This window comes from Pseudomonas sp. ANT_J12 (assembly GCF_008370045.1).
Lineage (GTDB): Bacteria > Pseudomonadota > Gammaproteobacteria > Pseudomonadales > Pseudomonadaceae > Aquipseudomonas.
Genome location: NZ_VOBN01000003.1, coordinates 275,160 through 300,448, shown reverse-complemented (window position 1 = coordinate 300,448; position 25,289 = coordinate 275,160). Strand labels below are relative to the sequence as shown.

At 61.0% G+C, this 25,289-nt stretch carries 21 protein-coding genes and 2 pseudogenes; 15 read left to right on the top strand and 8 right to left on the bottom strand.

Annotation, left to right across the window (positions count from 1 at the left end):
• The 5 genes from FQ192_RS09615 to FQ192_RS09595 are packed head-to-tail and all read right to left on the bottom strand — an operon-like array spanning position 1 to position 4,257.
• Positions 1-645 carry a tetratricopeptide repeat protein gene (locus tag FQ192_RS09615; RefSeq protein WP_149658400.1) on the bottom strand — a complete coding sequence of 215 codons (645 nt, stop codon included), beginning with the start codon at positions 643-645 and terminating at the stop codon, positions 1-3.
• On the bottom strand, positions 642-1,451 hold the full coding sequence (locus FQ192_RS09610) for an SDR family oxidoreductase (RefSeq protein ID WP_149658399.1): 810 nt from the start codon (positions 1,449-1,451) through the stop codon (positions 642-644). The genes FQ192_RS09615 and FQ192_RS09610 overlap by 4 nt, the downstream gene beginning before the upstream one ends.
• A complete protein-coding gene (locus FQ192_RS09605) occupies positions 1,438-2,112 on the bottom strand; it encodes a TenA family transcriptional regulator (RefSeq protein ID WP_149658398.1) in 675 nt (224 codons plus the stop codon). Before FQ192_RS09605 ends, FQ192_RS09610 begins: the two co-directional genes overlap by 14 nt.
• Positions 2,109-3,590, bottom strand: a complete 1,482-nt coding sequence (locus FQ192_RS09600) for an AMP-binding protein (RefSeq protein WP_149658397.1) — start codon at positions 3,588-3,590, stop codon at positions 2,109-2,111. Before FQ192_RS09600 ends, FQ192_RS09605 begins: the two co-directional genes overlap by 4 nt.
• Positions 3,580-4,257, bottom strand: a complete 678-nt coding sequence (locus FQ192_RS09595; RefSeq protein ID WP_149658396.1) for a thermostable hemolysin — start codon at positions 4,255-4,257, stop codon at positions 3,580-3,582. The genes FQ192_RS09600 and FQ192_RS09595 overlap by 11 nt, the downstream gene beginning before the upstream one ends.
• 187 nt (positions 4,258-4,444) lie before the next feature.
• Between FQ192_RS09595 and FQ192_RS09590 the strand changes: the two genes are divergently transcribed.
• Positions 4,445-5,005 carry a cytochrome b gene (locus tag FQ192_RS09590; protein ID WP_149658395.1) on the top strand — a complete coding sequence of 187 codons (561 nt, stop codon included), beginning with the start codon at positions 4,445-4,447 and terminating at the stop codon, positions 5,003-5,005.
• A 197-nt stretch (positions 5,006-5,202) separates the two neighbouring features.
• Here FQ192_RS09590 and FQ192_RS09585 read toward each other — a convergent pair whose 3' ends face one another.
• From FQ192_RS09585 to FQ192_RS09575, 3 genes are all read right to left on the bottom strand, one after another.
• Positions 5,203-6,306 (bottom strand): DNA alkylation repair protein, encoded by a 1,104-nt coding sequence (locus tag FQ192_RS09585; RefSeq protein ID WP_149658394.1) that lies wholly within the window; start codon positions 6,304-6,306, stop codon positions 5,203-5,205.
• 25 nt (positions 6,307-6,331) lie between these two features.
• On the bottom strand, positions 6,332-6,943 hold the full coding sequence (locus FQ192_RS09580; RefSeq protein ID WP_149658393.1) for a glutathione S-transferase: 612 nt from the start codon (positions 6,941-6,943) through the stop codon (positions 6,332-6,334).
• An 83-nt stretch (positions 6,944-7,026) separates the two neighbouring features.
• Positions 7,027-7,947: a MurR/RpiR family transcriptional regulator gene (locus FQ192_RS09575; RefSeq protein ID WP_149658392.1), complete on the bottom strand. Its 921-nt coding sequence runs from the start codon at positions 7,945-7,947 to the stop codon at positions 7,027-7,029.
• A gap of 311 nt (positions 7,948-8,258) precedes the next feature.
• On the opposite strand from FQ192_RS09575, the gene iolC reads away from it, so the two are divergent.
• From iolC to FQ192_RS09510, 14 genes and pseudogenes are all read left to right on the top strand, one after another.
• A complete protein-coding gene (gene iolC / locus FQ192_RS09570) occupies positions 8,259-10,196 on the top strand; it encodes a 5-dehydro-2-deoxygluconokinase (protein ID WP_149658391.1) in 1,938 nt (645 codons plus the stop codon).
• Positions 10,197-10,379: 183 nt separating this feature from the next.
• Positions 10,380-11,273: a myo-inosose-2 dehydratase gene (gene iolE / locus FQ192_RS09565; RefSeq protein WP_149658390.1), complete on the top strand. Its 894-nt coding sequence runs from the start codon at positions 10,380-10,382 to the stop codon at positions 11,271-11,273.
• Complete coding sequence (iolB, locus tag FQ192_RS09560; protein WP_149658389.1) at positions 11,270-12,079, top strand: 5-deoxy-glucuronate isomerase; 810 nt, start codon at positions 11,270-11,272, stop codon at positions 12,077-12,079. The genes iolE and iolB overlap by 4 nt, the downstream gene beginning before the upstream one ends.
• Before the next feature lie 29 nt (positions 12,080-12,108).
• A complete protein-coding gene (locus FQ192_RS09555; RefSeq protein ID WP_149658388.1) occupies positions 12,109-13,611 on the top strand; it encodes a CoA-acylating methylmalonate-semialdehyde dehydrogenase in 1,503 nt (500 codons plus the stop codon).
• Between the two features lie 23 nt (positions 13,612-13,634).
• Positions 13,635-14,457 (top strand): annotated as a pseudogene (locus FQ192_RS09550) (TIM barrel protein).
• Between the two features lie 11 nt (positions 14,458-14,468).
• Positions 14,469-16,400: a 3D-(3,5/4)-trihydroxycyclohexane-1,2-dione acylhydrolase (decyclizing) gene (gene iolD / locus FQ192_RS09545; RefSeq protein ID WP_149658387.1), complete on the top strand. Its 1,932-nt coding sequence runs from the start codon at positions 14,469-14,471 to the stop codon at positions 16,398-16,400.
• 41 nt (positions 16,401-16,441) lie between these two features.
• Entirely contained in the window at positions 16,442-17,452 is a 1,011-nt protein-coding gene (locus FQ192_RS09540) for a Gfo/Idh/MocA family protein (RefSeq protein WP_149658386.1), read from the top strand.
• A 62-nt stretch (positions 17,453-17,514) separates the two neighbouring features.
• Positions 17,515-17,583 (top strand): annotated as a pseudogene (locus FQ192_RS34350) (AP endonuclease); the annotation flags it as partial.
• A 160-nt stretch (positions 17,584-17,743) separates the two neighbouring features.
• On the top strand, positions 17,744-18,796 hold the full coding sequence (locus FQ192_RS09535; RefSeq protein WP_149658385.1) for a Gfo/Idh/MocA family protein: 1,053 nt from the start codon (positions 17,744-17,746) through the stop codon (positions 18,794-18,796).
• 146 nt (positions 18,797-18,942) lie between these two features.
• Entirely contained in the window at positions 18,943-19,869 is a 927-nt protein-coding gene (locus FQ192_RS09530) for a sugar ABC transporter substrate-binding protein (protein ID WP_149658384.1), read from the top strand.
• 70 nt (positions 19,870-19,939) lie between these two features.
• Positions 19,940-21,508 carry a sugar ABC transporter ATP-binding protein gene (locus FQ192_RS09525; RefSeq protein WP_149658383.1) on the top strand — a complete coding sequence of 523 codons (1,569 nt, stop codon included), beginning with the start codon at positions 19,940-19,942 and terminating at the stop codon, positions 21,506-21,508.
• A gap of 57 nt (positions 21,509-21,565) precedes the next feature.
• Positions 21,566-22,588 (top strand): ABC transporter permease, encoded by a 1,023-nt coding sequence (locus FQ192_RS09520; RefSeq protein WP_054052830.1) that lies wholly within the window; start codon positions 21,566-21,568, stop codon positions 22,586-22,588.
• 327 nt (positions 22,589-22,915) lie between these two features.
• A complete protein-coding gene (locus FQ192_RS09515) occupies positions 22,916-23,320 on the top strand; it encodes a TraR/DksA family transcriptional regulator (RefSeq protein WP_007907888.1) in 405 nt (134 codons plus the stop codon).
• Between the two features lie 196 nt (positions 23,321-23,516).
• Positions 23,517-25,121, top strand: coding sequence for a methyl-accepting chemotaxis protein (locus tag FQ192_RS09510; RefSeq protein WP_149658382.1), 1,605 nt, complete (start codon positions 23,517-23,519; stop codon positions 25,119-25,121).
• Positions 25,122-25,289 lie beyond the last annotated feature (168 nt).

Genomic DNA, 25,289 nt, shown 5'->3' with positions numbered 1-25,289 from the left:
TCAGTCGAGTTTCTTGTTCACGTCCACCAGCAACGTTTCGATCTCTTTGCGCCGTCCCGCGTCAGCGACTTCCCGGCCAGGCCTCGGATCGGCTTGCAGGGCTTTTTGCAGGGCGACCCGAGCTTCGCTGTAGCGCTTTTGACGGTAGAGGTGATCGCCCCAGAAGTACAGACTATCGATGCCGTTCGGGTTCAGTTGCAAGGCTTGTTTTAGGAGTTGCTCGGCTTTGTCCGAATCGCCGAAACCGATGGGCCAGCCCGGCACGCGGTCATACAGCGCCGCGAGGCTGGTGTAGGCCGAGCCTTGCAGGGCCTTGGGGTCCAGGGTCAACGCTTTTTCCAGATCAGCCTTTGCCGCTTTTGCCTTGCTCAACGCGCCGAGACCACCCTGGGCGCCGGCCCAACTGCTGGTGACAATCCCGGACCAGATCCAGGCTTCGGCCGCCGTTGGTCGTTGCTGGGTGAACGCCGACGCTTGGGCCGCGAGTTGCTCGAAGGCCGCCGTGCGTTGCTCGGCGGCCACTTCGTACTGAATGTGCCCCCAGTTTTGCTGGATGCTGGCCAGGCGTTGCTGATCGGCAGCGTCCAGCGCCCAGACGGTGGGGCTCAAGGCTCCCAGTAAAAGGCACGCGATGAGTTTTTTCATGGTTTGAGGTTCTCGTTATCAGGCTTATGGCTCAGGCGACGGATCAGCGGCAATTGCTTGCGCAAACCTTTATCCACCAGGTTGGGCAGCAAGCTATTGAGGCGTACGAAAAAGCGTTCCGGCCAGCCCAGGTACAGGTCACGACGGTCACCGGCAATCGCGTGGATCACCGCCGATGCGACGGTTATCGGATCATCGACGTTAGCCTTCAGCGCATCGTTGAGGGCCTGGGCCGCCGGGCTGTTCATCGTCGTGCGGGTAGCGCGGGGCGCGACGTAGAGCACGCCGACCCGGGTGTCGGCCAGTTCCCGGCGCAGCGCTTCGGAAAAGCCGCGCAGGGCAAACTTGGTCGCGCAATAACTGGCATAACCGGCATAGCCGATGGAGCCATAGGTCGAACCGACATTCACCACCATCGCGCTGTCCGCTTGCTTGAGCAGCGGCAACATCAGTTTGGTCAGGCAGATCGGCGCGCTGACGTTCACCGCCAGCATCGCGTTGATCTCACTGTCGTCGAGCTGTTCGAGCATGGCGAAGTGATTGATCCCGGCGGCGTTGATCAACAGGTTGATGCCACCGATGGCCTCGGCGGCGGTCAGGACCTTGCGGCGGTCGGCGAGGAACGTCAGGTCGGCCGCGACCCAGGCCAGATGCTGCGGATAACGTTCCAGCAACGGCTCCAACACTTCCCGGTGCCGGGACACTGCCAATACCCGTGCACCGCTGGCGCACAGGGCGTCGGCGATGGCCAGGCCGATGCCGCCACTGGCACCGGTCAATACCACTCGAGCCTCAGACAGGCGCATGCAGGTTCTCCCCATCACGCGGCAAGCCGCGGAACATATCGGCGTAAAGCCGGTAGACCACTTTCGAGGCATGGATCACGGCAGCCTGGTCGGCCGGGTCATCGAGGGTGTTCATCAGCCGGCGATAGGTCTGCATGTGCTCCACATCCAGAGCACCGTGTGAGCTGAGGTAGCTGAAGGCGCTTTCCGGCAGGTCCAGACGCTGGCGAATGCTGCCCGCCGCGTGCGTGGCCAGGGCAATGCTGGTGCCTTCCAGCACGTTGACCATGCCGAACAGGCCCACGGGGTTGTCCCGGGCAATCAGGTCGTAGAGGAAACTCACCATCAGTTCAATTGGCAATGTCGGACGCCCGTCGCGCACCGCCTCCTTGTCACCGCCGCAGGCCGCGATGTCATCGAGCACCCACTGTTCGTGGCCGTATTCGTCTTCGATGTATTCGCAGACCGCTTTGCGCAGCCATTCCAGGCGCGACGGCAGACGGGCACCACAGGCCATCATCAACGGCACGGTATGGCGTACGTGGTAATAGGCCTGGGCGAGGAAGGCGCGGTAGCTCTCCAGGCTGACCTTGCCTTCAAGGGCATCACGAATGATCGGCAGGTTGAACAGTTCATGGCGTTCTTGCTGGGTGGCTTCTTGCAGCGTGTCGAAAAAGTTCATGACGCGGATTCCTTGGAAAGTGCCGATTCAGTCAGTGGCGCCCGGTAACGCTCAACGATGGCGTCCCGGCGCGGTCGGCCATTGGCGGTGAGCAAGCCGTTGGTGGGTGTGAAGGGTTGATCCAGGCGAGTCCAGTGATGGACCTGGGCGTAATCGGGCAAGGCTTCGTTGGCTTCGGCCACGGCAGCCGCCAGTTCGGCGTCGGTAGCGTCCGGGCGATGGGGCCAGAGCAGGGCGTGATTGGTTGGCATCGCTTCGCCGTAGACGAAGGCCTGGGCGATATGCCGTCGTTGCGTGAGTTCGGCCTCGACCCATTCGGGATTGACGTTGCGTCCGAAACTGGTGACGAACTGATGCTTCTTGCGCCCGTTGAGGTAGAGGAAACCCTCGGGGTCGAACTCACCGAGATCGCCGCTGGGCCACCATTCATCAACGTGTGGCGCCTCGCCCAGATAGCCGAGCAGGGGCGAGCCTTTAATCAACACTTCGCCGTCGTCCGCCAGGCGTATTTTCACGTGGGGCAGGGGCCGGCCGACACTGCCGGGGCGGCGTGCACCGGGACGATTGAGGCACACCACCGACGCACACTCCGACAACCCGTAGCCTTCGTAGACTGGCAAGCCTGCGCGTTGCGCGCGGTGCAACAGCTCTTCGGACACCCGCGCACCGCCGACCGCTGCAAAGCGCAGGGTGTGCGGGTTGAAGGCTTTTTGCTCGGCGGCGCTGACCAGCATCAGCAGCAGTTGCGGCACCAGAATCACGCTTTCGGGCACACGGCTGGCCAGGCAACCGAGCAGCTTCGGCACCTCGACGCCGCTGGCGCCCTGGATGCCCAGGGTCTTTTGGCTCGGCACACTCAACGTCGCACCGGCATACAACGCGGCGTAACAGCCGATGTTTTCCAGCAGGATCGCCAGGGGCAAGAGCGCCAGATGGTGCTGCGGGTCGGTCGGTTTACTGGCCTGATCCAGTTCGCGGGCGACCTTAATGATGCTCTCGGCACTGAGGCACACGCCTTTGGGGGTGCCGGTGGTGCCTGATGTGAAGGTCAGCTTGGCGGTGCCTGCGTGCATCGGGCTTGGGCGGCTGAAGGTCCGGCGCCAGAACTCCCCGTTTTGCTCATACCCGGCGGCCTGCAGCTCGGCTTCCAGTTCCGGTTCGGCAATCACCCGTTCGGCCTGGCTTTGCTCCAGGCAATGCTTGCGTTGCGCGGGGCTGAAAAACGGCGGCAGCGTCAGGCAGGTCAAGCCTTCGAACAGCGCGGCCAGGTCCCAGAGCATCGCTTCGGTGCCATTGTCCAGTGCCAGCGCGACGACCTTGACGTGTTGGTCACGCAGGCGCTGCTGGCGATAGACCACTTCAGCGTAGAGCGTGGCGTAGTCCACTTTCAGTTGATCGCCCCACAAGGCGATGGCGTGTCCCTTGCGTTCGGCATGGCTGCGCAAGGTTTGTTTGAAGCGCTCGACTTCAAGCGACATGGCTGGAATCCTCGATGGACGACGGCAAACCCAGGCGATTGAACATCCCGATGTTGCGCAAATGAATGAACCCGGCGCGGATGTTGCCGACATGGACCCAGGGTTTGCTTTCGTAGTAGCTGCCCCAGTTGTTGCTGTCGTCACCCAGCCGCGCTGGGTCGGCGGCGCAGAGGGTGACCGGTTTCAGCCCGAGGCGATGAAAGCTGTTCACCAGGCCGATATTGCCGGTGAAGGCCACCCATTCCAGGCCACCCATGGCCAGCAGGTAGGTGATGGCGATGATGCTCAGGCGTGCGCTGCCGGTATCGCTGGCGGCCAGGTTGCCCACCTCGACGATGCCGGCGCGGTCCACCGGGCGGTCCGCAGCGGCGCTGATCAATGGATCGATGGACTCGTCCAGGTAACGTTCCAGAAACAGCGGCTCGTCATCTGCCCGTCGCACTCCGGCCACCGCGCAGAGCTCCCCGTCCGCTTTACTCATGCCGAACAGCTCCGGCATGAAATGGCGGATATCGGCTCCGTGGGCCTTGCGAAAACGCTGCTGGATATAGGCCTCGAAAACAGCGCGCTGAGGCTCATCCGGCAACGCTCTGGCCAGACTCATCGGCGGGGTTTCGGCTTGGCCGAAACGCAGTGGCAAAGGGATGTTCCAGTCGAAGTCAGGCATTGAATGGCGCCTCCCGGGATTAGTTTGGGAGGAGTATCAGAGGCATTTCTTAACGAAGTCTGAAGGTGGCGAAAGGATGTCACCCGGGCACCTTCAGATTGCCTTAAGGCTGGGCGGGCAGGGTGACGCCGGTCGAACCAGGCTGCGCGAATGAATCGCCGGCCATTCTGAATTCATGAGGCCCGTTATGACCCGCGATTCAATCGCTCATCGCTATGGAAAACTGTCGATCACCCTGCATTGGCTGATGCTGGCGCTGTTTGTCGGCGTTTACGCCTGCATCGAAATCAAGGGGCTGCTGCCCCGTGGGAGCTCGGCGAAAAGCCTGTTCCTGGGGTTGCATGGGCTGTTCGGCGCCAGCATTTTCGTGTTGGTCTGGGTTCGATTGCTCGGGCGCCTGACCCCGCGTCCACCGATTACCCCGGCGTTGCCCATCTGGCAGGCCGGCGTTTCGCACCTGATGCACCTTGCGCTCTATGTCTTGATGATTGTCACGCCAGTGTTGGGCTGGTTGACCCTGGCCGTCGCCGGCAAACCGATGCCGTATTTCGGTTTTGCGTTGTTCTCGCCGGTGGTGATTGATCCGGACCTGGCCAAGCAGATCAAGTATTGGCATGAACTGCTGGGCAGCACCGGTTACTGGTTGATCGGCTTGCACGCGGCGGCGGGGTTGTTTCATCACTATTGGGTGCGGGATAACACCTTGGTGCGCATGTTGCCGGGGCGCGGTACAGAGCGTCAGCGCTGATCGTCCGGCTCCGAGGGTTTCACCTGCCAGATCTGGATCTCTTGTAGGAGCGAAGCTTGCTCGCGAAGGCGTCGTGCCTGACACACCGCGTTATCGTTCATCGCGAGCAAGCTTTGCTCCTACGGTGATGGCGTCAGGTCTGGTGCACCGCGTTATCGTTCTTCGCGGGCAAGCCTCGCTCCTACGGGGATCGTGTTTCAGGGGAGGATTTCGAATGAGGTGCTGGCCAGGCGTTCGCCGTTGACCATGATGTGCACGGCGTGTGCGCCCGCGTAGTGCCGGCGCGTGGTGAGTTCCTTGATTTGCTGCCCACGACTGACCAATTCGCTGGCGTGGCCGGGCAGGGTCAGGGCCTTGAGCTTGAACACCTTTGCCGCAGTGCTGCCGTTGGCTTTAACGTAATCGATCGCATAGTCGATCACCAATCGCTGACTGTCCGGGACTGTGGATTTCACCGTAAACGACAGGCTGATTTTCTCCCCCAGCCGAATAACCTTCGGTTCCACTTTCACATCGATCATCTCAACCTCAGGCTTCCCACCCGCCCCAATCACCGCCAACGCCCGCTGATTCCCCTGTTTGATCAAACTGCGCAACGCATGCTTGGCAATCCACGCCGTGTGCTTGTTCTCCAGCGACCAACCCTCGATCAAGTCCAGCACCCAGTCGGGGTGGTCCTTGGTGATGTCATTGAGGTGGTTGGCCACGGATTTGCGCACGTACAGGCTTTCATCCGCCTTGAGATTATCGAGAATCGCCGCCGCCAACCTCGGGTCAGCCTGAATCGGTTCCAGGCGAAACGACCACGGCAATCGCGGCCGACTGCCTTCACTGGCCAGCCTGCGCACATGTTCGTTTTCATCCCGCGACCACACCTGCATCAGCGCCAGCGAGCGCTCAAGATCACTGCGCAGAAAATGCCGGATCGCGAATTCAGAAGAGCCGAATGAGGTGAAAAACTTGAGCGCTTCCATCGACTGTTCAAAGTCATGCGCACCATACATCGCCACATAATTCGGCAACGAGATGCTGACAAACCCGCTGTTCAGTCGAGGGGCGAGGGCGCGCAGTACGTCGAGGGATTCTTCATACCCCAGCGGCAACACTGCATGCAGGCACTCACTGACCCGCGCCATGCGCTGCATGATCGACAGTTCAGCGAGGCCCTCATTGGCCATCTTCAGGAAGGCGTTGGCGTTGAATGCCGGGTAGACCGCCGTCATTTCGGTCGCGATGTGCTTGAGGCGCTCGGCGTTGAAGATTTCTTTCAGCGCCGGGTTAGAGGTTTCAGCGGCGGTCATGGGTGAATCCGTGGCGGAGGGCGGCTCAGGTTATCGGGGTAGCGATGAACGCCTCAAGCTTTTCCGCCTGGGCGGTGAACTCGGCGATCTGCGGGAAGCGCTCAGCATCGACTTGATCTGGTACCACGAGGTTGGTGAAGCTCCACGCGACCGCCACGGTAATCCCGTCCTGCGCAATCGCGGAACCTCCCAGCAATGGTTGCTTCGAAAGCTCCCGCTCCAGCACCGAATAGGCCGCAGCGAGTTGCCCTTCAACCCGCTCAACCCACGGCTGATACTGAATATCCGCCGGCCGCAAATTACGTTCGTAGTAAAGCTGTACCGACTTCTCGCACGCCGCCAGTGCCAGCCCAATCACCCGCAACGAGCGCAAGCGCTGCTTCAGATCACTCGGCATCAAACTCTTCGAAGGCCCGGCCAGCGCTTCGAGATAATCAATGATCAGCGTCGAATCCATCAACACTTCGCCATCATCCAGCACCAGCGTCGGCGCCTTGACCACCGGGTTGATCTGCTGGAATTGCTCGAAATGCCGGAACACCGACACCGATTCATGTTCCAGGTCGATGCCCAACAACCGGGCGGAAATAGCCGCCCGACGCACGTAGGGCGAATCCAGCATGCCGATCAGTTTCATCTGCGTTCCACTGTAGGAGCAAAGCTTGCTCGCGATGCGGACAACCTTAGTCAGAGGTTCAGCGACCTGCAAACGCTCTCGCGCTAATCCTCAAACCCCACCTGCTCATGAATCTCATCCACCTTCAATTCCAACCGATACGCCACCGCAATAAACAACGCCTGACACAAGCACAACGTCGCACTCAACGACCGGAACGCAAACGAACTGCCTTCATTGACCAGCAACACCGTGCTCGCCCGCTTGGCCAGCGGCGAGAGGTTGCTGTCAGTGATGATCAACGTTTTCGCCTGATGATTCTGTGCGATGCGCAGGCAATGCTGGGTTTCCTTGCCATACGGCGTGAAGCTGATGGCAATCACCAAATCATTGGCGCGCACGCTGCGCATCTGTTCGCGGTAGCTGCCGCCGAGCCCGGACACCAAGTGAATGCGCTTATTGGTGTGTTGCAGGTTGTAGACCAGATAGTCGGCCACCGCGAACGAGCGGCGCACGCCGACCACGTAGATGTTGTCGGCATTCACCACCAGATCCACGGCCTTATCGAAGGCCACATCGTCGAGCTCCATGCCCAGGCGTTCGATGCCCGACAGCGTGGCGTCGATGCATTCCCGCGCGAGGTCGCCGCCGCTGGCCTTCTGCGATTTGTTGGCGATCATGCTGCGGATGCGCTGCTGGTAGTTCTGCACCGGCGTGGTTTTGTGCGTATACGCCTCGCGGAACAACGCTTGCATTTCGCTAAAACCGCTGAACCCAAAGCGCTGGGAAAACCGCACGATGGCCGACGGGTGCACTTCGCATTCCCGGGCGATGTCGCTGATGCGGTCGACCATGATCCGGTCGCTCTGCTGGCTCATGTAGCTGGCGATGCGTTTGAGCTGGCGCGGCAGGCTTTCGTATTCGTTGGTGATCAGCTGCAGCAAACGCTCGGCATTGATCGGTGGGCTCTGGAGATCGCTCTCGGGCGGGCTCTCGGTCGTGGCCGGCTGATCGGTGCGGGACATAAAGGATCCTTCTGGCTTGTTCTTATAGGAATGACGAATCGGTCATCCCCTGACAATAGGTTGGCTGTGCGCAGTCTACAGGGTAGGCCGGAATAAAATCTTGAGCATGCCGTCGACATACACGCTGCTGAAACGATGCACTGCGCTCTGGAACGCTTGTACCGGAGTTTATTGGAAAAAATATTCCACGTAAAAAATATATAGAATAAATATTGATTATTCGGTCCCGGTCGTTTTAGTCTGCATCCACCAAGAGTGTTCGGCACGGCCATCGTCCCGAACGCAGGCTGATAAAAATAACAGGAGCCAGCATGGGCCAGACTCGTTTTGCCAGTGGGCGTCAATTGGATCTGATTTGCCTGGGGCGCCTTGGCGTCGACCTCTATGCGCAGCAAGTCGGGGCGCGGTTGGAAGATGTTTCAAGCTTCGCCAAATACCTCGGTGGATCCTCCGCCAACATCGCGTTCGGCACCGCACGCCTGGGCCTCAAGTCGGCGATGCTGAGCCGGGTAGGGGACGACCACATGGGCCGTTTCCTGCTCGAATCCCTGGCCCGCGAAGGCTGTGACGTCAGCGGCATCAAGGTCGATGCGGAACGCTTGACCGCCATGGTCCTGCTGGGCCTCAAGGACCGCGAAACCTTTCCCTTGGTCTTCTACCGCGAGAATTGCGCCGACATGGCGCTGCGGGCCGAAGACATCAACGAAGCCTTTATCGCCTCCAGCAAAGCCTTGCTGATCACCGGCACCCATTTCTCCACCGACGGCGTGTACAAGGCGAGCATCCAGGCCCTGGACTATGCCGAGAAGCACAACGTCAAACGCATTCTGGACATCGACTACCGCCCGGTACTGTGGGGCCTGGCGGGTAAGGCGGACGGTGAAACCCGTTTCGTCGCCGACCAGAACGTCAGCCAGCACGTGCAGAAAATCCTCCCGCGTTTTGACCTGATCGTCGGCACTGAAGAAGAGTTTTTGATTGCCGGCGGCTCTGAGGATTTGCTCACTGCACTGCGTAACGTTCGACGTTTGAGTGACGCGACGTTGGTGGTCAAGCTCGGCCCGCAGGGTTGCACGGTGATTCACGGGGTGATTCCGGTACGCCTTGAAGACGGCGCGATTTACCCCGGCGTGCGGGTTGAAGTACTTAACGTCTTGGGCGCTGGCGATGCCTTTATGTCGGGTTTCCTCGCCGGTTGGCTGGAGGACGCCAGCGACGAGCGTTGCTGCCAGTTGGCCAATGCCTGCGGCGGGCTGGTGGTGTCGCGCCACGCCTGCGCCCCGGCGATGCCGACCCGCGCCGAACTCGACTATCTGTTCAACAGCCCGGTGCCGATCACCCGGCCGGATCAGGACGTCACGCTGCAACGCCTGCATCAAGTCAGCGTGCCGCGCAAACAGTGGAAGCAACTGTTCATCTTCGCCTTCGACCATCGCGGGCAACTGGTGGAACTGGCGCACAAGGGCGCGCGCGACCTGAGCGCGATCTGCGAACTCAAGCAACTCTTTATAAAGGCAGTGGAACGGGTCGAAGCGGATTTGCGCACTCAAGGCATTGAGGCGGATGTCGGGCTGCTGGCCGATCAACGCTTCGGCCAGGACTCGCTGAACGCCGCCACCGGTCGTGGCTGGTGGGTGGCGCGGCCAGTAGAAGTGCAGGGTTCGCGGCCCTTGGCCTTCGAACACGGACGCTCGATTGGCAGCAACCTGATTGCCTGGCCGCAAGAACAAATCATCAAGTGCCTGGTGCAATTTCACCCGGATGACGAACCGCTGTTGCGCCTGGAACAGGAAGCGCAGATCAAGGGTTTGTACCAGGCATCCCAGGTCAGCGGCCACGAATTGCTGCTGGAAATCATCCCGCCGAAGGATCACCCGTCGGCGCACCCGGACGTGCTGTATCGCGCGCTGAAACGCCTCTACAACCTGGGCATCTACCCGGCGTGGTGGAAGATCGAAGCGCAGAGTGCCGAGGAATGGAAACAGCTGGATGAGTTGATTCAGGCGCGTGATCCGTACTGCCGTGGCGTCGTTCTGTTGGGCCTGAATGCCCCGGCGGCGGCGTTGGCCGAAGGCTTTCAACAGGCCAGCCAGAGCCAGACCTGCCGCGGGTTTGCCGTGGGCCGCACGATCTTCCAGGAACCGAGCCGGGCGTGGATGGCCGGGGAGATTGACGATGAAACGCTGATCCGCCAGGTGCAGGGCACGTTTGTCGAGTTGATTGACGCCTGGCGCACGGCCCGGGCCTGAACACAATCATGAGGCCGGCCGGGCCCGTTGTGGCGAGGGGGCTTGCCCCCGTTGGAGCGCGAAGCGGTCCCAAAATAGCGAGTGCTCCGCACTCGAACGGGGGCAAGCCCCCTCGCCACAAAAGCTCAGCCAGTCACAAGTAATCGGTTGAACATTTTAGAAAAAACAATAAAAGGTGCAGCCATGCCCGCTATTCGAATTGGCATCAACCCGATCTCCTGGAGCAACGATGACCTGCCGTCCCTCGGTGGCGAGACGCCGCTGAGCACCGCGTTGAGCGAAGGCAAGGAAATCGGCTACGAAGGTTTCGAACTCAACGGCAAATTTCCCAAGGATGCCAAAGGCGTCGGTGACGTGCTGCGGCCTTACGACCTGGCGCTGGTCTCCGGCTGGTACTCCAGCCGTCTGGCCCGCCGCTCCGTGGCCGAGGAAATCGACGCCATCGGCAGCCATGTCGAGCTGCTGGCGAAGAACGGCGCCAAAGTGCTGGTGTACGGCGAAGTCGCGGACTCGATTCAAGGCCAGCGCATTCCACTGGTGGAACGCCCGCGTTTCCACACCGAGCAAGCGTGGCAGGAATACGCCGACAAACTCACCGAACTGGCGCGTTTTACCCTGTCCCAAGGCGTACGCCTGGCGTATCACCACCACATGGGCGCCTACGTCGAATCCCCGGCGGACATCGACAAGTTGATGGCGCTGACCGGCAGCGAAGTCGGCCTGTTGTTCGATTCGGGCCACTGCTACATGGGTGGCGGCGAACCGTTGCAGGTGCTGCGCAAACACATCGAGCGGATCTGCCACGTACATTTCAAGGACGTGCGCAAACCGGTGGTGCAACTGGCGCGCAACAACCTGTGGAGCTTCCCGGACTGCATCATCAACGGCACCTTCACCGTGCCGGGGGATGGCGATATCGATTTTGGCGCCTTGCTCGACGTGCTGTTGGCCGCCGATTACCACGGCTGGTTGGTGGTTGAAGCCGAGCAGGACCCGGCGGTCGCACCGAGCTACATCTACGCCAAGAAAGGCTTCGACACCTTGCGTACCTTGCTCGACGAGAGGATTGGATTATGAGCCTGCTGGTCAAAAGCAATGCCCGTGGCCGGACCATGGTCGAGTTGCGCAAAGGGGAGTTGGAATACGTCGGTTTCGCCGCGTATCGCTTGAGCCTCGGCGAAACCTTGCCGGTGGCGGCGGGCGATAAGGAGCTGTGCCTGGTGCTGCTCAGCGGTCGCGTCAGCCTCAAGGGCGAAGCGCCGGGGCAGGGGGCGTTCGATTGGGACAACATTGGCGAGCGCCAATCGGTGTTCGAAGACAAATCTCCGTTCGCCGCGTACCTGCCGCCCGGCAGCCAGGCCCAAGTCACCGCCCTCAGCGACGTGCAAATCGCCGTGTGCGCTGCGCCCGGTTCGGCCGCCAACAACCTCGGCCCACGCCTGATCAAACCCGAGTCAATGAAGCGCAGTGTGCGCGGCAAGGGCGCCAACACGCGCTACGTCTGCGACATCCTGCCGGACACCGAGCCCGCCCATTCGCTATTGGTGGTGGAGGTGCGCACGCCGTCCGGGCATTCGTCGAGCTACCCGCCGCACAAGCACGACACCGACGACCTGCCGCACCAAAGCTTTCTCGAAGAAACCTATTACCACCAGATCAACCCGCCCCAGGGCTTCGTGTTCCAGCGGGTCTACACCGATGACCGCAGCATCGATCAGGCCATGGCCGTGGAAAACAGCGACTTGGTGGTGGTGCCCAAGGGGTACCACCCGGTCAGCGTGCCTTACGGCTACGAGTCGTATTACCTGAACGTGATGGCTGGGCCGAAACGCGTCTGGCAGTTCCACAACGATCCGCAGCATAGCTGGCTCCTGGATCTCTAATTCCAACACTTGCACGGAGAACAAGAACAATGAGCAACGCCCCGGTCATCGGCCATTACATCAGCGGCCAAGTGCAGGACAGCGGCAGCGAACGCTTCAGCAACGTGTTCAACCCAGCCACCGGTGCGGTGCAGGCGCGGGTCGGATTGGCCAGCGAGAAGACCGTCGACGAAGCCGTGGCCTCGGCCCTGAAAGCCTTCCCGGCGTGGTCCGAGCAATCGTCCCTGCGTCGCTCCCGGGTGATGTTCAAGTTCAAGGAACTGCTCGACCGCCACCACGATGAGCTGGCCGAAATCATCAGCCGCGAACACGGCAAAGTGTTCTCCGACGCCAAGGGTGAAGTGACTCGCGGCATCGAGATCGTCGAGTACGCCTGTGGCGCGCCGAACCTGCTAAAAACCAAATTCAGCGACAACATCGGCGGCGGCATCGACAACTGGAACCTGCGTCAGCCTCTGGGCGTGTGTGCCGGGGTCACGCCGTTCAACTTCCCGGTGATGGTGCCGCTGTGGATGATCCCGCTGGCACTGGTCACCGGTAACTGCTTCATCCTCAAGCCCTCCGAGCGCGATCCATCGGCCAGTTTGCTCATGGCCCGTTTGCTCACCGAAGCCGGGTTGCCGGACGGTGTGTTCAACGTGGTCCAGGGCGACAAAGTGGCGGTGGACGCGTTGCTGCAACACCCGGACATCGAGGCGATTTCCTTTGTCGGTTCGACGCCGATTGCCGAGTACATCCACCAGCAGGGCACCGCTCGCGGCAAGCGAGTGCAGGCGCTGGGCGGGGCGAAGAACCACATGATCGTCATGCCCGATGCCGATCTGGATCAAGCCGCCGACGCGCTGATCGGCGCCGCTTACGGCTCGGCCGGCGAGCGCTGCATGGCGATTTCGATTGCCGTGGCGGTGGGGGATGTCGGCGATCAATTGATTGCCAAGTTGCTGCCGCGTATCGACCAACTGAAAGTCGGTAACGGCCTGCAGGGCGACAGCGACATGGGGCCGCTGGTGACTGCCGAGCACAGGGCCAAGGTCGAAGGCTTTATCGGCGAAGGCGTGGCCCAGGGCGCGCAACTGATCGTTGATGGCCGCAACTTCAAGGTGCCGGGGGCCGAGAACGGTTTCTTCGTCGGCGCGACGCTGTTCGATAACGTCACGACCGAGATGAGCATCTACCAGCAAGAAATCTTCGGGCCGGTGCTGGGCATCGTTCGCGTCCCGGATTTCGCCAGCGCCGTGGCCTTGATCAACGCCCACGAGTTCGGCAACGGCGTGTCGTGCTTCACCAGTGACGGCGGCATCGCCCGCGCATTTGCCCGCACCATCAAGGTCGGCATGGTCGGCATCAACGTGCCGATCCCGGTGCCGATGGCCTGGCACTCGTTCGGCGGCTGGAAGCGCTCGCTGTTTGGCGACCACCATGCCTACGGCGAAGAAGGCATTCGTTTCTACAGCCGCTACAAAAGCGTGATGCAGCGCTGGCCCGACAGCATCGCCAAGGGGCCTGAATTCAGCATGCCAACCGCCAAATAATTCACCTGCGGAGAACAACAATAATGAGCAAGCCCCTGCGTTTCGCCCTGAACCGTATGGTCGCCCCCCCGTTTGTCCCTGCCGGCGTTCATCGACTTGGCGGTGACCCTCAAGGCCGACGCCATCGAGATCCGCAACGACCTCAAAGGCGTCGAAATCGAAGACGGCACCGCGCCTGAAACGGTGCGTGAGTTGTGCACGGCCAAAGGCATCACCGTGCTGTCGATCAACGCGTTGTATCCGTTTGATGTGTGGAATGAGGAACGCCGTGTGCAGGCCTTGAAGCTTGCCGCGTATGCCCGGGATTGCGGTGCCCAGGGGCTGGTGATGTGCCCGTTGAATGATCGCGCCGATCCGCGCAATGAAGCCGAACGGGTTTCGGGTTTGCGTACGGCGTTGACTGAACTGGCGCCGATCCTGCGCGATCACGGCATTCTCGGGTTCATTGAACCGCTGGGGTTTGAAGAGTGCTCGCTGCGACGTAAACGTCCGGCGGTGGACGCGATCAAGGCCATCGGTGGGCTGGATGTGTTCCGGCTGGTGCACGACACCTTTCACCATCACCTCGCCAGCGAGCAGGCGTTTTTCCCTGAACTGACCGGGCTGGTGCATATCTCCGGGGTCGAGGATGCCGAAGCGCCGCTCAACAGCATCCGCGACGGCCATCGGGTGCTGGTGGGCGAGGGCGACATCCTCGGCAATGCGGCGCAGATCGAGACGTTGCTCGCCAGCGGTTACGAGGGCTACCTGTCGTTCGAACCCTTTGCCGACAGCGTGCATGGCCTGGCGGATATCGAACAGGCGATCGGCGCGAGCATGAGCCACCTGCAAAAATCTTTGGCCTGAAAGGGGCGCACATGACCACTACAAGACTGACCATGGCCCAGGCCCTGGTGAAATTCCTCGATAACCAGTACATCGAGGTCGATGGGGTCCAGAGCAAATTCGTCGCCGGGGTCTTCACCATTTTCGGCCACGGCAACGTACTCGGTCTGGGCCAGGCCCTGGAGCAGGACAGCGGCGACCTGATCGTGCATCAGGGCCGCAACGAACAAGGCATGGCCCACGCCGCCATCGGGTTCGCCAAGCAACACCTGCGGCGCAAGATATACGCCTGTTCCTCCTCGGTCGGCCCCGGCGCCGCGAACATGATCACCGCTGCGGCCACCGCCACGGCCAATCGCATCCCCTTGTTGCTGCTTCCCGGCGATGTCTACGCCTGCCGCCAACCGGACCCGGTGCTGCAACAGATCGAACAGTTCCACGACCTGAGCATCAGCACCAACGATGCCTTCAAAGCCGTGAGCAAATACTGGGACCGCATCAACCGTCCCGAGCAACTGATGACCGCGGCGATCCACGCCATGCGCGTGCTCACCGACCCCGCCGAAACCGGCGCCGTGACCCTGGCCTTGCCGCAAGACGTGCAAGCCGAGGCCTACGACTACCCGGATTACTTCCTGCAAAAACGCGTGCACCGTATCGAGCGCCGTCCGGCTACTGAAGCGATGATCGGCGATGCGCTGGCGCTGGTCAAAGGCAAGCGAAAACCGCTGATTATTTGTGGCGGCGGAGTGCGTTACTCCGGGGCCAATGCGGCGTTGCAGGCGTTTGCCGAGCGCTTCGACATTCCGTTCGCGGAAACCCAGGCCGGCAAGAGTGCGGTGGTGTCCAGCCATCCGCTGAACGTCGGCGGCATTGGCGAAACCGGTTGCCTGGCGGCGAATCTGCTGGCCAGGGACGCTGATTTGATCATTGGCATCGGCACCCGCTACAGCGACTTCACCACCGCGTCGAAATCCTTGTTCCAGCATCCGGACGTGCAATTTCTCAACCTCAACATCAGTCCCTGCGATGCGCTGAAACTCGACGGCGTGCAACTGCTGGCCGACGCCAAAACCGGTTTGCTGGCACTGGCCGATGCACTGGGCGATTACCGCTCGAGCTGGGGCGATCAACCGCGCCAGGCCAAGGCGCAACTGGATGAGGAAGTTGATCGGATCTATCAGGTCGACTACCAGGCCAAGGATTTCGTCCCGGAAATCAACGACCACATGGACCCGGCCGTGCTGCGCGAATTCATCGAACTGACCGGTTCCTGCCTGACCCAGAGCCGCGTGCTCGGCGTGCTCAATGAGACGCTGGCCGACGACGCAGTGATCGTCGCCGCCGCCGGCAGCCTGCCCGGCGACTTGCAGCGCAGTTGGCGCAGCAAGGGCGTGAACACTTACCACGTCGAGTACGGCTATTCCTGCATGGGCTACGAAGTGAACGCTGCACTGGGTGTGAAACTCGCCGAGCCGGATCGCGAGGTCTATGCGCTGGTCGGCGATGGCTCCTACATGATGCTCCACTCGGAACTGGCGACCTCGATTCAGGAGCGGCGCAAGATCAACGTGGTGCTGCTGGACAACATGACCTTCGGCTGCATCAACAACCTGCAAATGGAACACGGCATGGACAGCTTCGGCACCGAGTTCCGCTTCCGTAATCCGGAAACCGGCAAGCTCGATGGCGGCTTCGTGCCGGTGGATTTCGCCATGAGCGCGGCGGCTTATGGCTGCAAGACTTACAAAGTGAACACCGTTGCAGAGCTGCAAGCAGCGTTGGCGGATGCGCGGTTGCAGACGGTCTCGACGCTGATCGATATCAAGGTTTTGCCCAAGACCATGATTCACAAATACCTGTCGTGGTGGCGAGTCGGCGTGGCGCAGGTTTCCACCAGTGCGCGTACCGATGCCGTGGCCAAGACCCTGAATGAACGACTGGCGAAGGCTCGTCAGTACTGATTGCCCCTGAAACCAACAACAATTTTTCGCAGGAGATTTTTATGTCTTTGAAGCTTGGAGTGATTGGCACCGGGGCCATCGGCCAGGACCATATCCGTCGTTGCAGCCAGACCTTGCTCAATAGCCAGGTTGTCGCGGTGACTGATATCAACTTGCAGCAAGCGGCCAAGGTTGTTGCTGATTTGAAGCTGACCGCCGAGGTCTACCCCGATGGTCACGCGCTGATCAAAGCGCCGGAAGTCGAGGCCATCCTCGTCACCTCCTGGGGGCCGAGCCACGAAGAGTTTGTGCTGGCCGCCATTGCCGCGGGCAAACCGGTGTTCTGCGAAAAGCCCCTGGCGGTCACTGCTGAAGGCTGCCGCAAGATCGTCGAGGCCGAAGTGGCCCACGGCAAACGCCTGGTGCAGGTCGGTTTCATGCGCCCGTACGACGAAGGTTATCGCGCCCTCAAAGCAGTGATCGACAGCGGCCAGATCGGCGAACCGCTGATGCTGCACTGCGCCCACCGCAACCCGACCGTGGGCGAAAACTACAAGACCGACATGGCCATCACCGACACCCTGATCCATGAACTGGACGTGCTGCGCTGGTTGCTCGACGACGACTACGTTTCGGTGCAAGTGGTGTTTCCACGCAAATCCAGCAAAGCCCTCGCGCATTTGAAAGACCCGCAAATCGTCCTGCTGGAAACGGCCAAGGGCACGCGGATCGACGTGGAGGTTTTCGTCAATTGCCAGTACGGCTACGACATCCAGTGCGAAGTGGTGGGGGAGACCGGCATTGCCAAGTTGCCGGAGCCGCAACAGGTGCAATTGCGCAGTGGCGCGAAATTGTCGAATGCGATTCTGATGGACTGGAAGGATCGGTTTATTGCCGCGTATGACGTTGAACTTCAGGCCTTCATTGATGGTGTTCGCGCAGGCCAGGTGGGCGGTCCATCAGCATGGGACGGCTTCGCCGCCGCCGTCGCGGCAGACGCGTGCATCGAAGCCCAGAACAACGGCCAGATCGTCAAAGTCAGCCTGCCGGAGCGCCCACACTTCTACGGCTAACCGCTGATCGTTCCCACGCAGAGCGTGGGAACGATCAGCGTCAGGTGAAGGAGAACAAGCATATGCGCATCGCATTAGACCCCTACATGTACCGCAGCCTGTCCCTGGGCAAGATGGTCGATAAGAAAGCGAACTCTGCCGCTAACGACCACCGCATTACCCTGTAACCGATCGTTCCCACGCTCCGCGTGGGAATGCAGCCCGGGACGCTCCGCGTCCCAAAGCGGACGCAGAGCGTCCATTGATGCATTCCCACGCAGAGCGTGGGAACGATCAAGAAGGAGTTGAATCATGCGTATCGGACTTGTCGGTTACGGCCATGGCGGCCGGTTTTTCCATGCTCCGCTGCTCAGCAGCCTGCCGGGCGCGACGTTCGTGGGCGTGGTCACCCGTTCCCCGGAGCGCCGCCAGTTGCTGGCCACCGAACACCCCAACGTGCCGGCCTTCGACAGCATCGGCCAACTGGTGGAAGCCGGGATCGACGTGCTGGTGGTGTCCACGCCGCTCAAGGGTCGCCCGGCGCTGGTGCTCGATGGCATCGAGCACGGCGTGGCGGTGGTCAGCGACAAACCGTTCGCCGCCGATGCGCAACAGGCACAAACCCTGATCACCATGGCCGAGCGTCAGGGCGTGCGGCTCAGCGTCTACCAGAACCGGCGTTGGGATTCGGACTTCCTCACGGTGCGCAAACTCATCGAGTCCGGCGCGCTGGGGCAGGTCACTCGCTTCGAATCGCGGATCGAACGCTACTCGCCGCACGCGGTGAACAACGGCAGCGGCGGCGGTTTCCTGCGCGACCTCGGCAGCCACTTGGTGGATCAGGCGTTGTTGCTGTTCGGCCCGGTCACCAAGGTCTACGCCGAATTGGAATACCTGGAAAAAGGCCAGGCCTTCGACAACGGCTTCTTTATGTCCCTGACCCACGCCAGCGGTGTGATTTCACACTTGGGCGGCAGTTGCCTGCAAAACACCCCCGGCCCTCGCTTTCGAGTCACCGGCACCCAGGGCTGCTACAGCGTCGATGGGCTGGACGGGCAGGAGGCCCTGGCGCTGGCCGGGCTCTCACCAAAATCCGAAGGTGATCGCTGGGGCGTCGAGGAACACCGGAACTGGGGCTGGTTCGAACAAGGCGAGGTGCGCGAGCGCGTTCCCTCCGAACGTGGCTGCTGGAACCAGTTCTATTTACAGCTACAAACCGCGTTACAGAGCGGTGGCCCACTGCCGGTCGAGGCCCGTGATGCACTGGCGACCACCCGTGTTCTGGACGCTGCACGCTTGAGTGCCGAGCGCCAGCAAGTGGTGGATTTGAGCCCGTTCGACCACCGTGGAATAAAATCAGAATAAAATTCTAAAATGAGTTGATATAGAAATTATATTCCAATAGAGTCATTTCCAGCGACCTGCCTCGCGCCACGTTTCACTGTTATCTGCTCACTGAAATCGTCACGCCATATCCATAAAACCAACAAGAATGTGGAGAAAGACTTTTCATGAAGACCCAGATCCGTTTCACCGCCCTTGCTCTCTCCCTGATGTTCACCAGCGGCGCTGCTTTGGCCGATATGAAGATCGGCGTGAGCATGTCTCAGTTCGACGACACCTGGCTGACCTACCTGCGCGAATCCATGGACAAGAAAGCCAAGTCCTACCCCGACGGCGTGCAGCTGCAATTCGAAGATGCCCGCAGCGACGTGGTCAAGCAGCTCAGCCAGGTCGAAAGCTTCATCAGCCAGAAAGTCGATGCCATCGTGGTCAACCCGGTGGACACCGCCGCCACCCGAAAAATCACCGAAGCCGCCGTCAAGGCTGGCATTCCGCTGGTCTACGTCAACCGCCGCCCGGATGACCTGAAACTGCCCAAAGGCGTGGTCACCGTGGCGTCCAATGACATGGAGGCCGGCGAGATGCAGATGCAATACCTGGCCGACAAAATGGGCGGCAAGGGTGACATCGTGATTCTGCTCGGCGACCTGGCCAACAATTCCACCACCAACCGCACCAAAGGCGTCAAAGAGGTGCTGGCCAAGTACCCGAACATCAAGGTCGAGCAAGAGCAAACCGGTATCTGGCTGCGTGACAAGGGCATGACCCTGGTTAACGACTGGCTGACCCAGGGCCGCAAGTTTGACGCGGTGGTGGCCAACAACGACGAAATGGCGATTGGCGCCGCGATGGCCCTGAATCAGGCCGGGGTCGACAAAGGCACGGTGCTGATCGCCGGGGTCGACGGTACGCCGGACGGGCTGAACGCGATCAAGAAAGGCAACATGACGGTCTCGGTGTTCCAGGACGCCAAGGGGCAAGCCGACGGTTCCATCGACACCGCCGTGAAAATGGCCAAGAACGAACCCGTGGAACAGAACGTCTGGGTGCCGTACCGCCTGATCACCCCGCAAAACGTCGACACCTTCAAATAGCTCGTCCGCTCAATAACAACAATAAGCACGCAAGGTGGCCACCGCGACCTTGCTGATGGAGTACCTGATCATGTTCGCTTCAGCGACTGCTTCGAGCGCCACCCCGTTGGCGGGGATCCAGCCAACCGCAACACCTGTCGATGAGCCGTACCTGCTGGAGATCATCAACGTCAGCAAGGGTTTTCCCGGTGTGATTGCCTTGTCCGATGTGCAGCTGCGGGTGCGCCCCGGCTCGGTACTGGCCCTGATGGGCGAGAACGGCGCGGGCAAATCGACCCTGATGAAAATCATCGCCGGCATCTACCAGCCGGACGCCGGCGAACTGCGCCTTCGCGGGCAGAAAGTGGTGTTCGAAACACCGCTGGCGGCACTCCAGGCCGGGATCGCGATGATCCACCAGGAACTCAACCTGATGCCGCACATGAGCATCGCCGAGAACATCTGGATCGGCCGCGAGCAGCTCAATGGCCTGCACATGGTCGATCACCGGGAAATGCACCGCTGCACCGCCGCGCTGCTGGAACGTCTGCGCATCAACCTCGATCCGGAAGAGCAGGTCGGCAACCTGAGCATCGCCGAACGGCAGATGGTCGAGATCGCCAAAGCCGTGTCCTACGACTCCGACATCCTGATCATGGACGAACCGACCTCGGCCATCACCGACAAGGAAGTCGCGCACCTGTTCTCGATCATTGCCGACCTGAAAAGCCAGGGCAAAGGCATCATCTACATCACCCATAAAATGAACGAAGTGTTCGCCATCGCCGATGAAGTGGCGGTGTTCCGCGACGGCGCCTACATCGGCCTGCAACGGGCCGACAGCATGGACGGCGACAGCCTGATTTCGATGATGGTCGGGCGCGAGTTGAGCCAGTTGTTCCCAGTGCGCGAGAAGCCGATTGGCGATCTGCTGCTGTCGGTGCGCGACCTGAAACTGGACGGCATTTTCAAAGGCGTGTCCTTCGACCTGCATGCCGGGGAGATCCTTGGGCTCGCCGGGTTGATGGGCTCCGGGCGGACCAACGTTGCCGAAGCGATTTTCGGCATCACGCCCAGCGACGGCGGCGAGATTCGCCTCGATGGCCAGGTGGTGCGCATCACCGATCCGCACATGGCCATCGAGAAGGGCTTTGCGCTATTGACCGAGGATCGCAAGCTCAGTGGCCTGTTCCCGTGCCTGTCGGTGCTGGAAAACATGGAAATGGCCGTGCTGCCGCATTACGCCAGCCACGGTTTCATCCAGCAAAAAGCCCTGCGGGTGCTGTGCGAAGACATGTGCAAGAAGCTGCGGGTCAAGACCCCGTCGCTTGAGCAGTGCATCGACACCTTGTCCGGCGGCAACCAGCAGAAAGCCCTGCTCGCGCGCTGGCTGATGACCAATCCACGGATCCTGATTCTCGACGAGCCGACCCGTGGCATCGATGTCGGCGCCAAGGCCGAAATCTATCGGCTGATCTCCTACCTCGCCAGCGAAGGCATGGCGGTGATCATGATTTCCTCGGAGCTGCCGGAAGTGCTCGGCATGAGCGACCGGGTGATGGTCATGCACGAGGGCGACCTGATGGGCACCCTCGACCGCAGCGAAGCGACCCAGGAACGGGTGATGCAATTGGCCTCGGGTATGTCCGCGGTTCACTAATTGATGCCGGCGCTGGCTGCGGTCAGCGCGGGCGACGCGATAGAAGGGTGAGTGGTTATGAACGCGATACTGGAAAACAAGCCAGCAACGGCACCGACCAAGAGTCGTCGGCGCTTTCCGACCGAGTTGAGCATCTTCCTGGTGCTGATCGGCATCGGCCTGGTGTTTGAGGTGTTTGGCTGGATCGTGCGCGACCAGAGCTTCCTGATGAACTCCCAGCGCCTGGTGCTGATGATCCTGCAAGTGTCGATCATTGGCTTGCTGGCCATCGGCGTGACCCAGGTGATCATCACCACCGGTATCGACCTGTCCTCGGGTTCAGTACTGGCGCTGTCGGCGATGATTGCCGCCAGCCTGGCCCAGACTTCGGATTTCGCCCGGGCGGTGTTTCCATCCCTGACTGACTTGCCCGTGTGGATCCCGGTGATTGCCGGGCTCGGGGTCGGGCTGCTGGCGGGGGCGATCAACGGCAGCATCATTGCGGTTACCGGGATCCCGCCGTTCATTGCCACCCTCGGCATGATGGTCTCGGCCCGTGGTCTGGCGCGCTACTACACCGAAGGCCAACCGGTGAGCATGCTGTCCGATTCCTACACCGCCATCGGCCACGGCGCGATGCCGGTGATCATCTTCCTGGTGGTGGCGGTGATCTTCCACATCGCCCTGCGCTACACCAAGTACGGCAAATACACCTACGCCATCGGCGGCAACATGCAGGCGGCGCGCACCTCCGGGATCAACGTCAAACGGCATCTTGTGATCGTCTACAGCATCGCCGGGTTGCTCGCAGGCCTGGCCGGCGTGGTGGCCTCGGCCCGTGCCGCGACCGGGCAGGCCGGGATGGGCATGTCCTATGAACTGGATGCGATTGCCGCCGCCGTGATCGGCGGCACCAGCCTGGCCGGTGGCGTCGGGCGCATTACCGGCACTGTGATCGGCGCGCTGATCCTCGGCGTCATGGCCAGCGGCTTTACCTTTGTCGGGGTCGATGCGTATATCCAGGACATCATCAAGGGCTTGATTATTGTGGTGGCGGTGGTCATCGACCAGTACCGCAACAAGCGCAAACTCAAGCGCTGAAGTCGAAACAACTCGCAAAATGCGCCACGCCTGACCCGCGTGGCGCAGCCGTTTGTCTTCTATATACAGCCGCTGGACTGAATTTCTTGCTATAAACGCACTCCGATGACCACCACAACGACTGCCATAGAGCACTTTCCGGGTGTTGTCGGACAAATTCGCTGTCTTTTCAGTTGCTGAGGCCTCAAGTCGGCCTTAGACTGCCGCCCCTCGTAAATTGAGTGCCGGGTGGCGCTTGGAATAAATGGCGCCTTTGCGACGGACGAACGAGGTTCGGCGCAACGCTCCCTAATTCGCCTTAATGCACGTTTTTTTATAGAGATATCAATGACAAAGGACAAGTTGCTGGCCATGCCGGCGGATGACTACATGAATGCCGAGCAACATGCTTTTTTCTCCGAGCTGTTGCAGAACATGAAAGTCGAAACCCACGAGCGCATCGAGCAGAACCGCATCGCCATCGAAAGCCTGGACACCCCGGCTGACCCGGCCGACGCGGCTTCCGTTGAAGAAGAGCGCACCTGGCTGGTCAATGCGATCGATCGCGACCAGCGCATGCTGCCTCAGTTGGAACAAGCTCTGGAACGCATCAAAGAAGACAGCTTCGGCTGGTGCGATGACAGCGGCGAGGCCATCGGCCTCAAACGCCTGCTGATCAGCCCGACCACCAAGTACTGCATCGAAGCTCAAGAGCGTCACGAACAGATCGACAAGCACCAGCGTCAGGCCTGATTCCGTAGCGCCCCCATCGCGGGCAAGCCTCGCTCCTGTAGGAGCAAGGCTTGCCCGCGATGCTTTTTGCCGTCCGCAAAACCCCTGCACTTCTATTGACCTGCTGCAAGATCCACGACTAACGGACCATAGATAATGGCTCATTAGTGGCGTTTAATGCAGTCACAACAAATAGAAGACGCATGGGGTGACGAAGATGACGAGAGACGGATCTCTGGTTGGGGCAATACCTGCGCCCGTGCCAGCGGTAAAAAACCTTTGGTTGACGCCGACCTTGCAAAGCATCGCCCTGGTGCTGTTGCTCTGCGGCATGTCCCTGGGCGGCGCCTCGCTTTATATCGGCCTGCCCGTGGCCGTGCTGATTGTCTGGTTGCCGCGCTTGCGCTCGCGCGCGATTCCCGATTCAACCCCTGCGGACAACGCCAGCGCCATCGCCGAGCTGACCCGCGACCTTTCCTACACCACCAGTCACAACGCGCTGTCTGCAGCGGGCGTGGCCTTTTCGGTCAAGCAACTGGCAGAGAAGGTGCAATCGCAACTCGACGCGGCCAAGCGGATCGTCAGCAACGCCGAAGTGATGATCAGCACCGAGCAGGCAACGTCGACCCTCAGCCGCGAAGCCTTGAGCGCGGCCAGCGAGGCCCATCAAAGCAGTGCCGCCGGGCGCACCGAACTGATCGAGTCGATTGCGCGCATGCACCAGCTCAGTCAGCGCGCCAGTAACAGCCGTGAGCTGATCGAAGCCTTGAGCTTGCGCAGTGACGATATTCAGCGGGTCACGATGGTGATTCAATCCATCGCCAGCCAGACCAACCTGTTGGCACTCAATGCCGCCATCGAAGCCGCCCGGGCCGGGGAACACGGTCGCGGGTTTGCGGTGGTGGCCGATGAAGTTCGTGGCCTGGCCGCGCGCACGGCGACGGCGACGGGTGAAGTCGGGGAGATGGTCGCCGACATCCACCAGCGCACCGCGCAAGTGGTAGAACAGATCCGCCAGCTTTCCAGTGACCTGGACATTGGCGTCGCACAGGTGGAACACACCGGCCAGCATCTGGAAAACATCGCCCGCCTGGCGGCCGGCGTGGAAAATCAGGTCGGAGAAATCGCCCGGGGCGCGGAAACCAACCGCGAGCAACTGGACAGTCTGTTCCATGCCATCGAGCAGATGCGCAGCGACCTGGCGATCAGTGACCAGCAAACCCAACGTCTGGCCCAGGCTGCCGTGCAGATGGAAGGCCAGGCCGAAACCATTAGCGAACGCCTGGCCGAAGTCGGGCTGGACGACTACCACCAACGGATTTATGACCTGGCCCGTGAAGGGGCGAGCCAGATTGCTGCGCGCTTCGAAGCGGATATCGATCAGGGCCGCGTCAGCCTCGACGACCTGTTCGATCGCAATTACCAGGCGATTCCCAACACCAGCCCGTCCAAGTTCCAGACCCGTTTCGACCGTTACACCGATCAGGTGCTGCCGCCGATCCAGGAGCCATTGCTACCGCGGCATGAGGGCTTGGTGTTTGCCATCGCCTGTACGCAGCAGGGCTATGTGCCGACTCATAACACCGTGTTCAGCCAGCCATTGACCGGGGATGCGCAGGTTGACGCCATGCAGAACCGCACCAAGCGCAAGTTTGCCGATCGCACGGGTATTCGTTGCGGTAGCCATCAGCAACCGGTGTTGTTGCAGACCTACACCCGCGACACCGGCGAGTTGATGCACGATTTGTCGGTGCCGATCACGGTCAAGGGCCGGCATTGGGGTGGATTGCGGTTGGGCTATAAACCGGAACAACCGCGCTAACTCATAGTGGTGGCCTGGAGGACGTTTGTGGCGAGGGGGCTTGTCGGAATGCCGCATCACCCCGTTCGGCTGCGAAGCAGTCGTTAATCCAGGTAACTCGGTTTAACTGACAGATTGCAGGGGGGGCGCTTCGCGACCCAACGGGGGCAAACCCCCTCGCCACAGGCA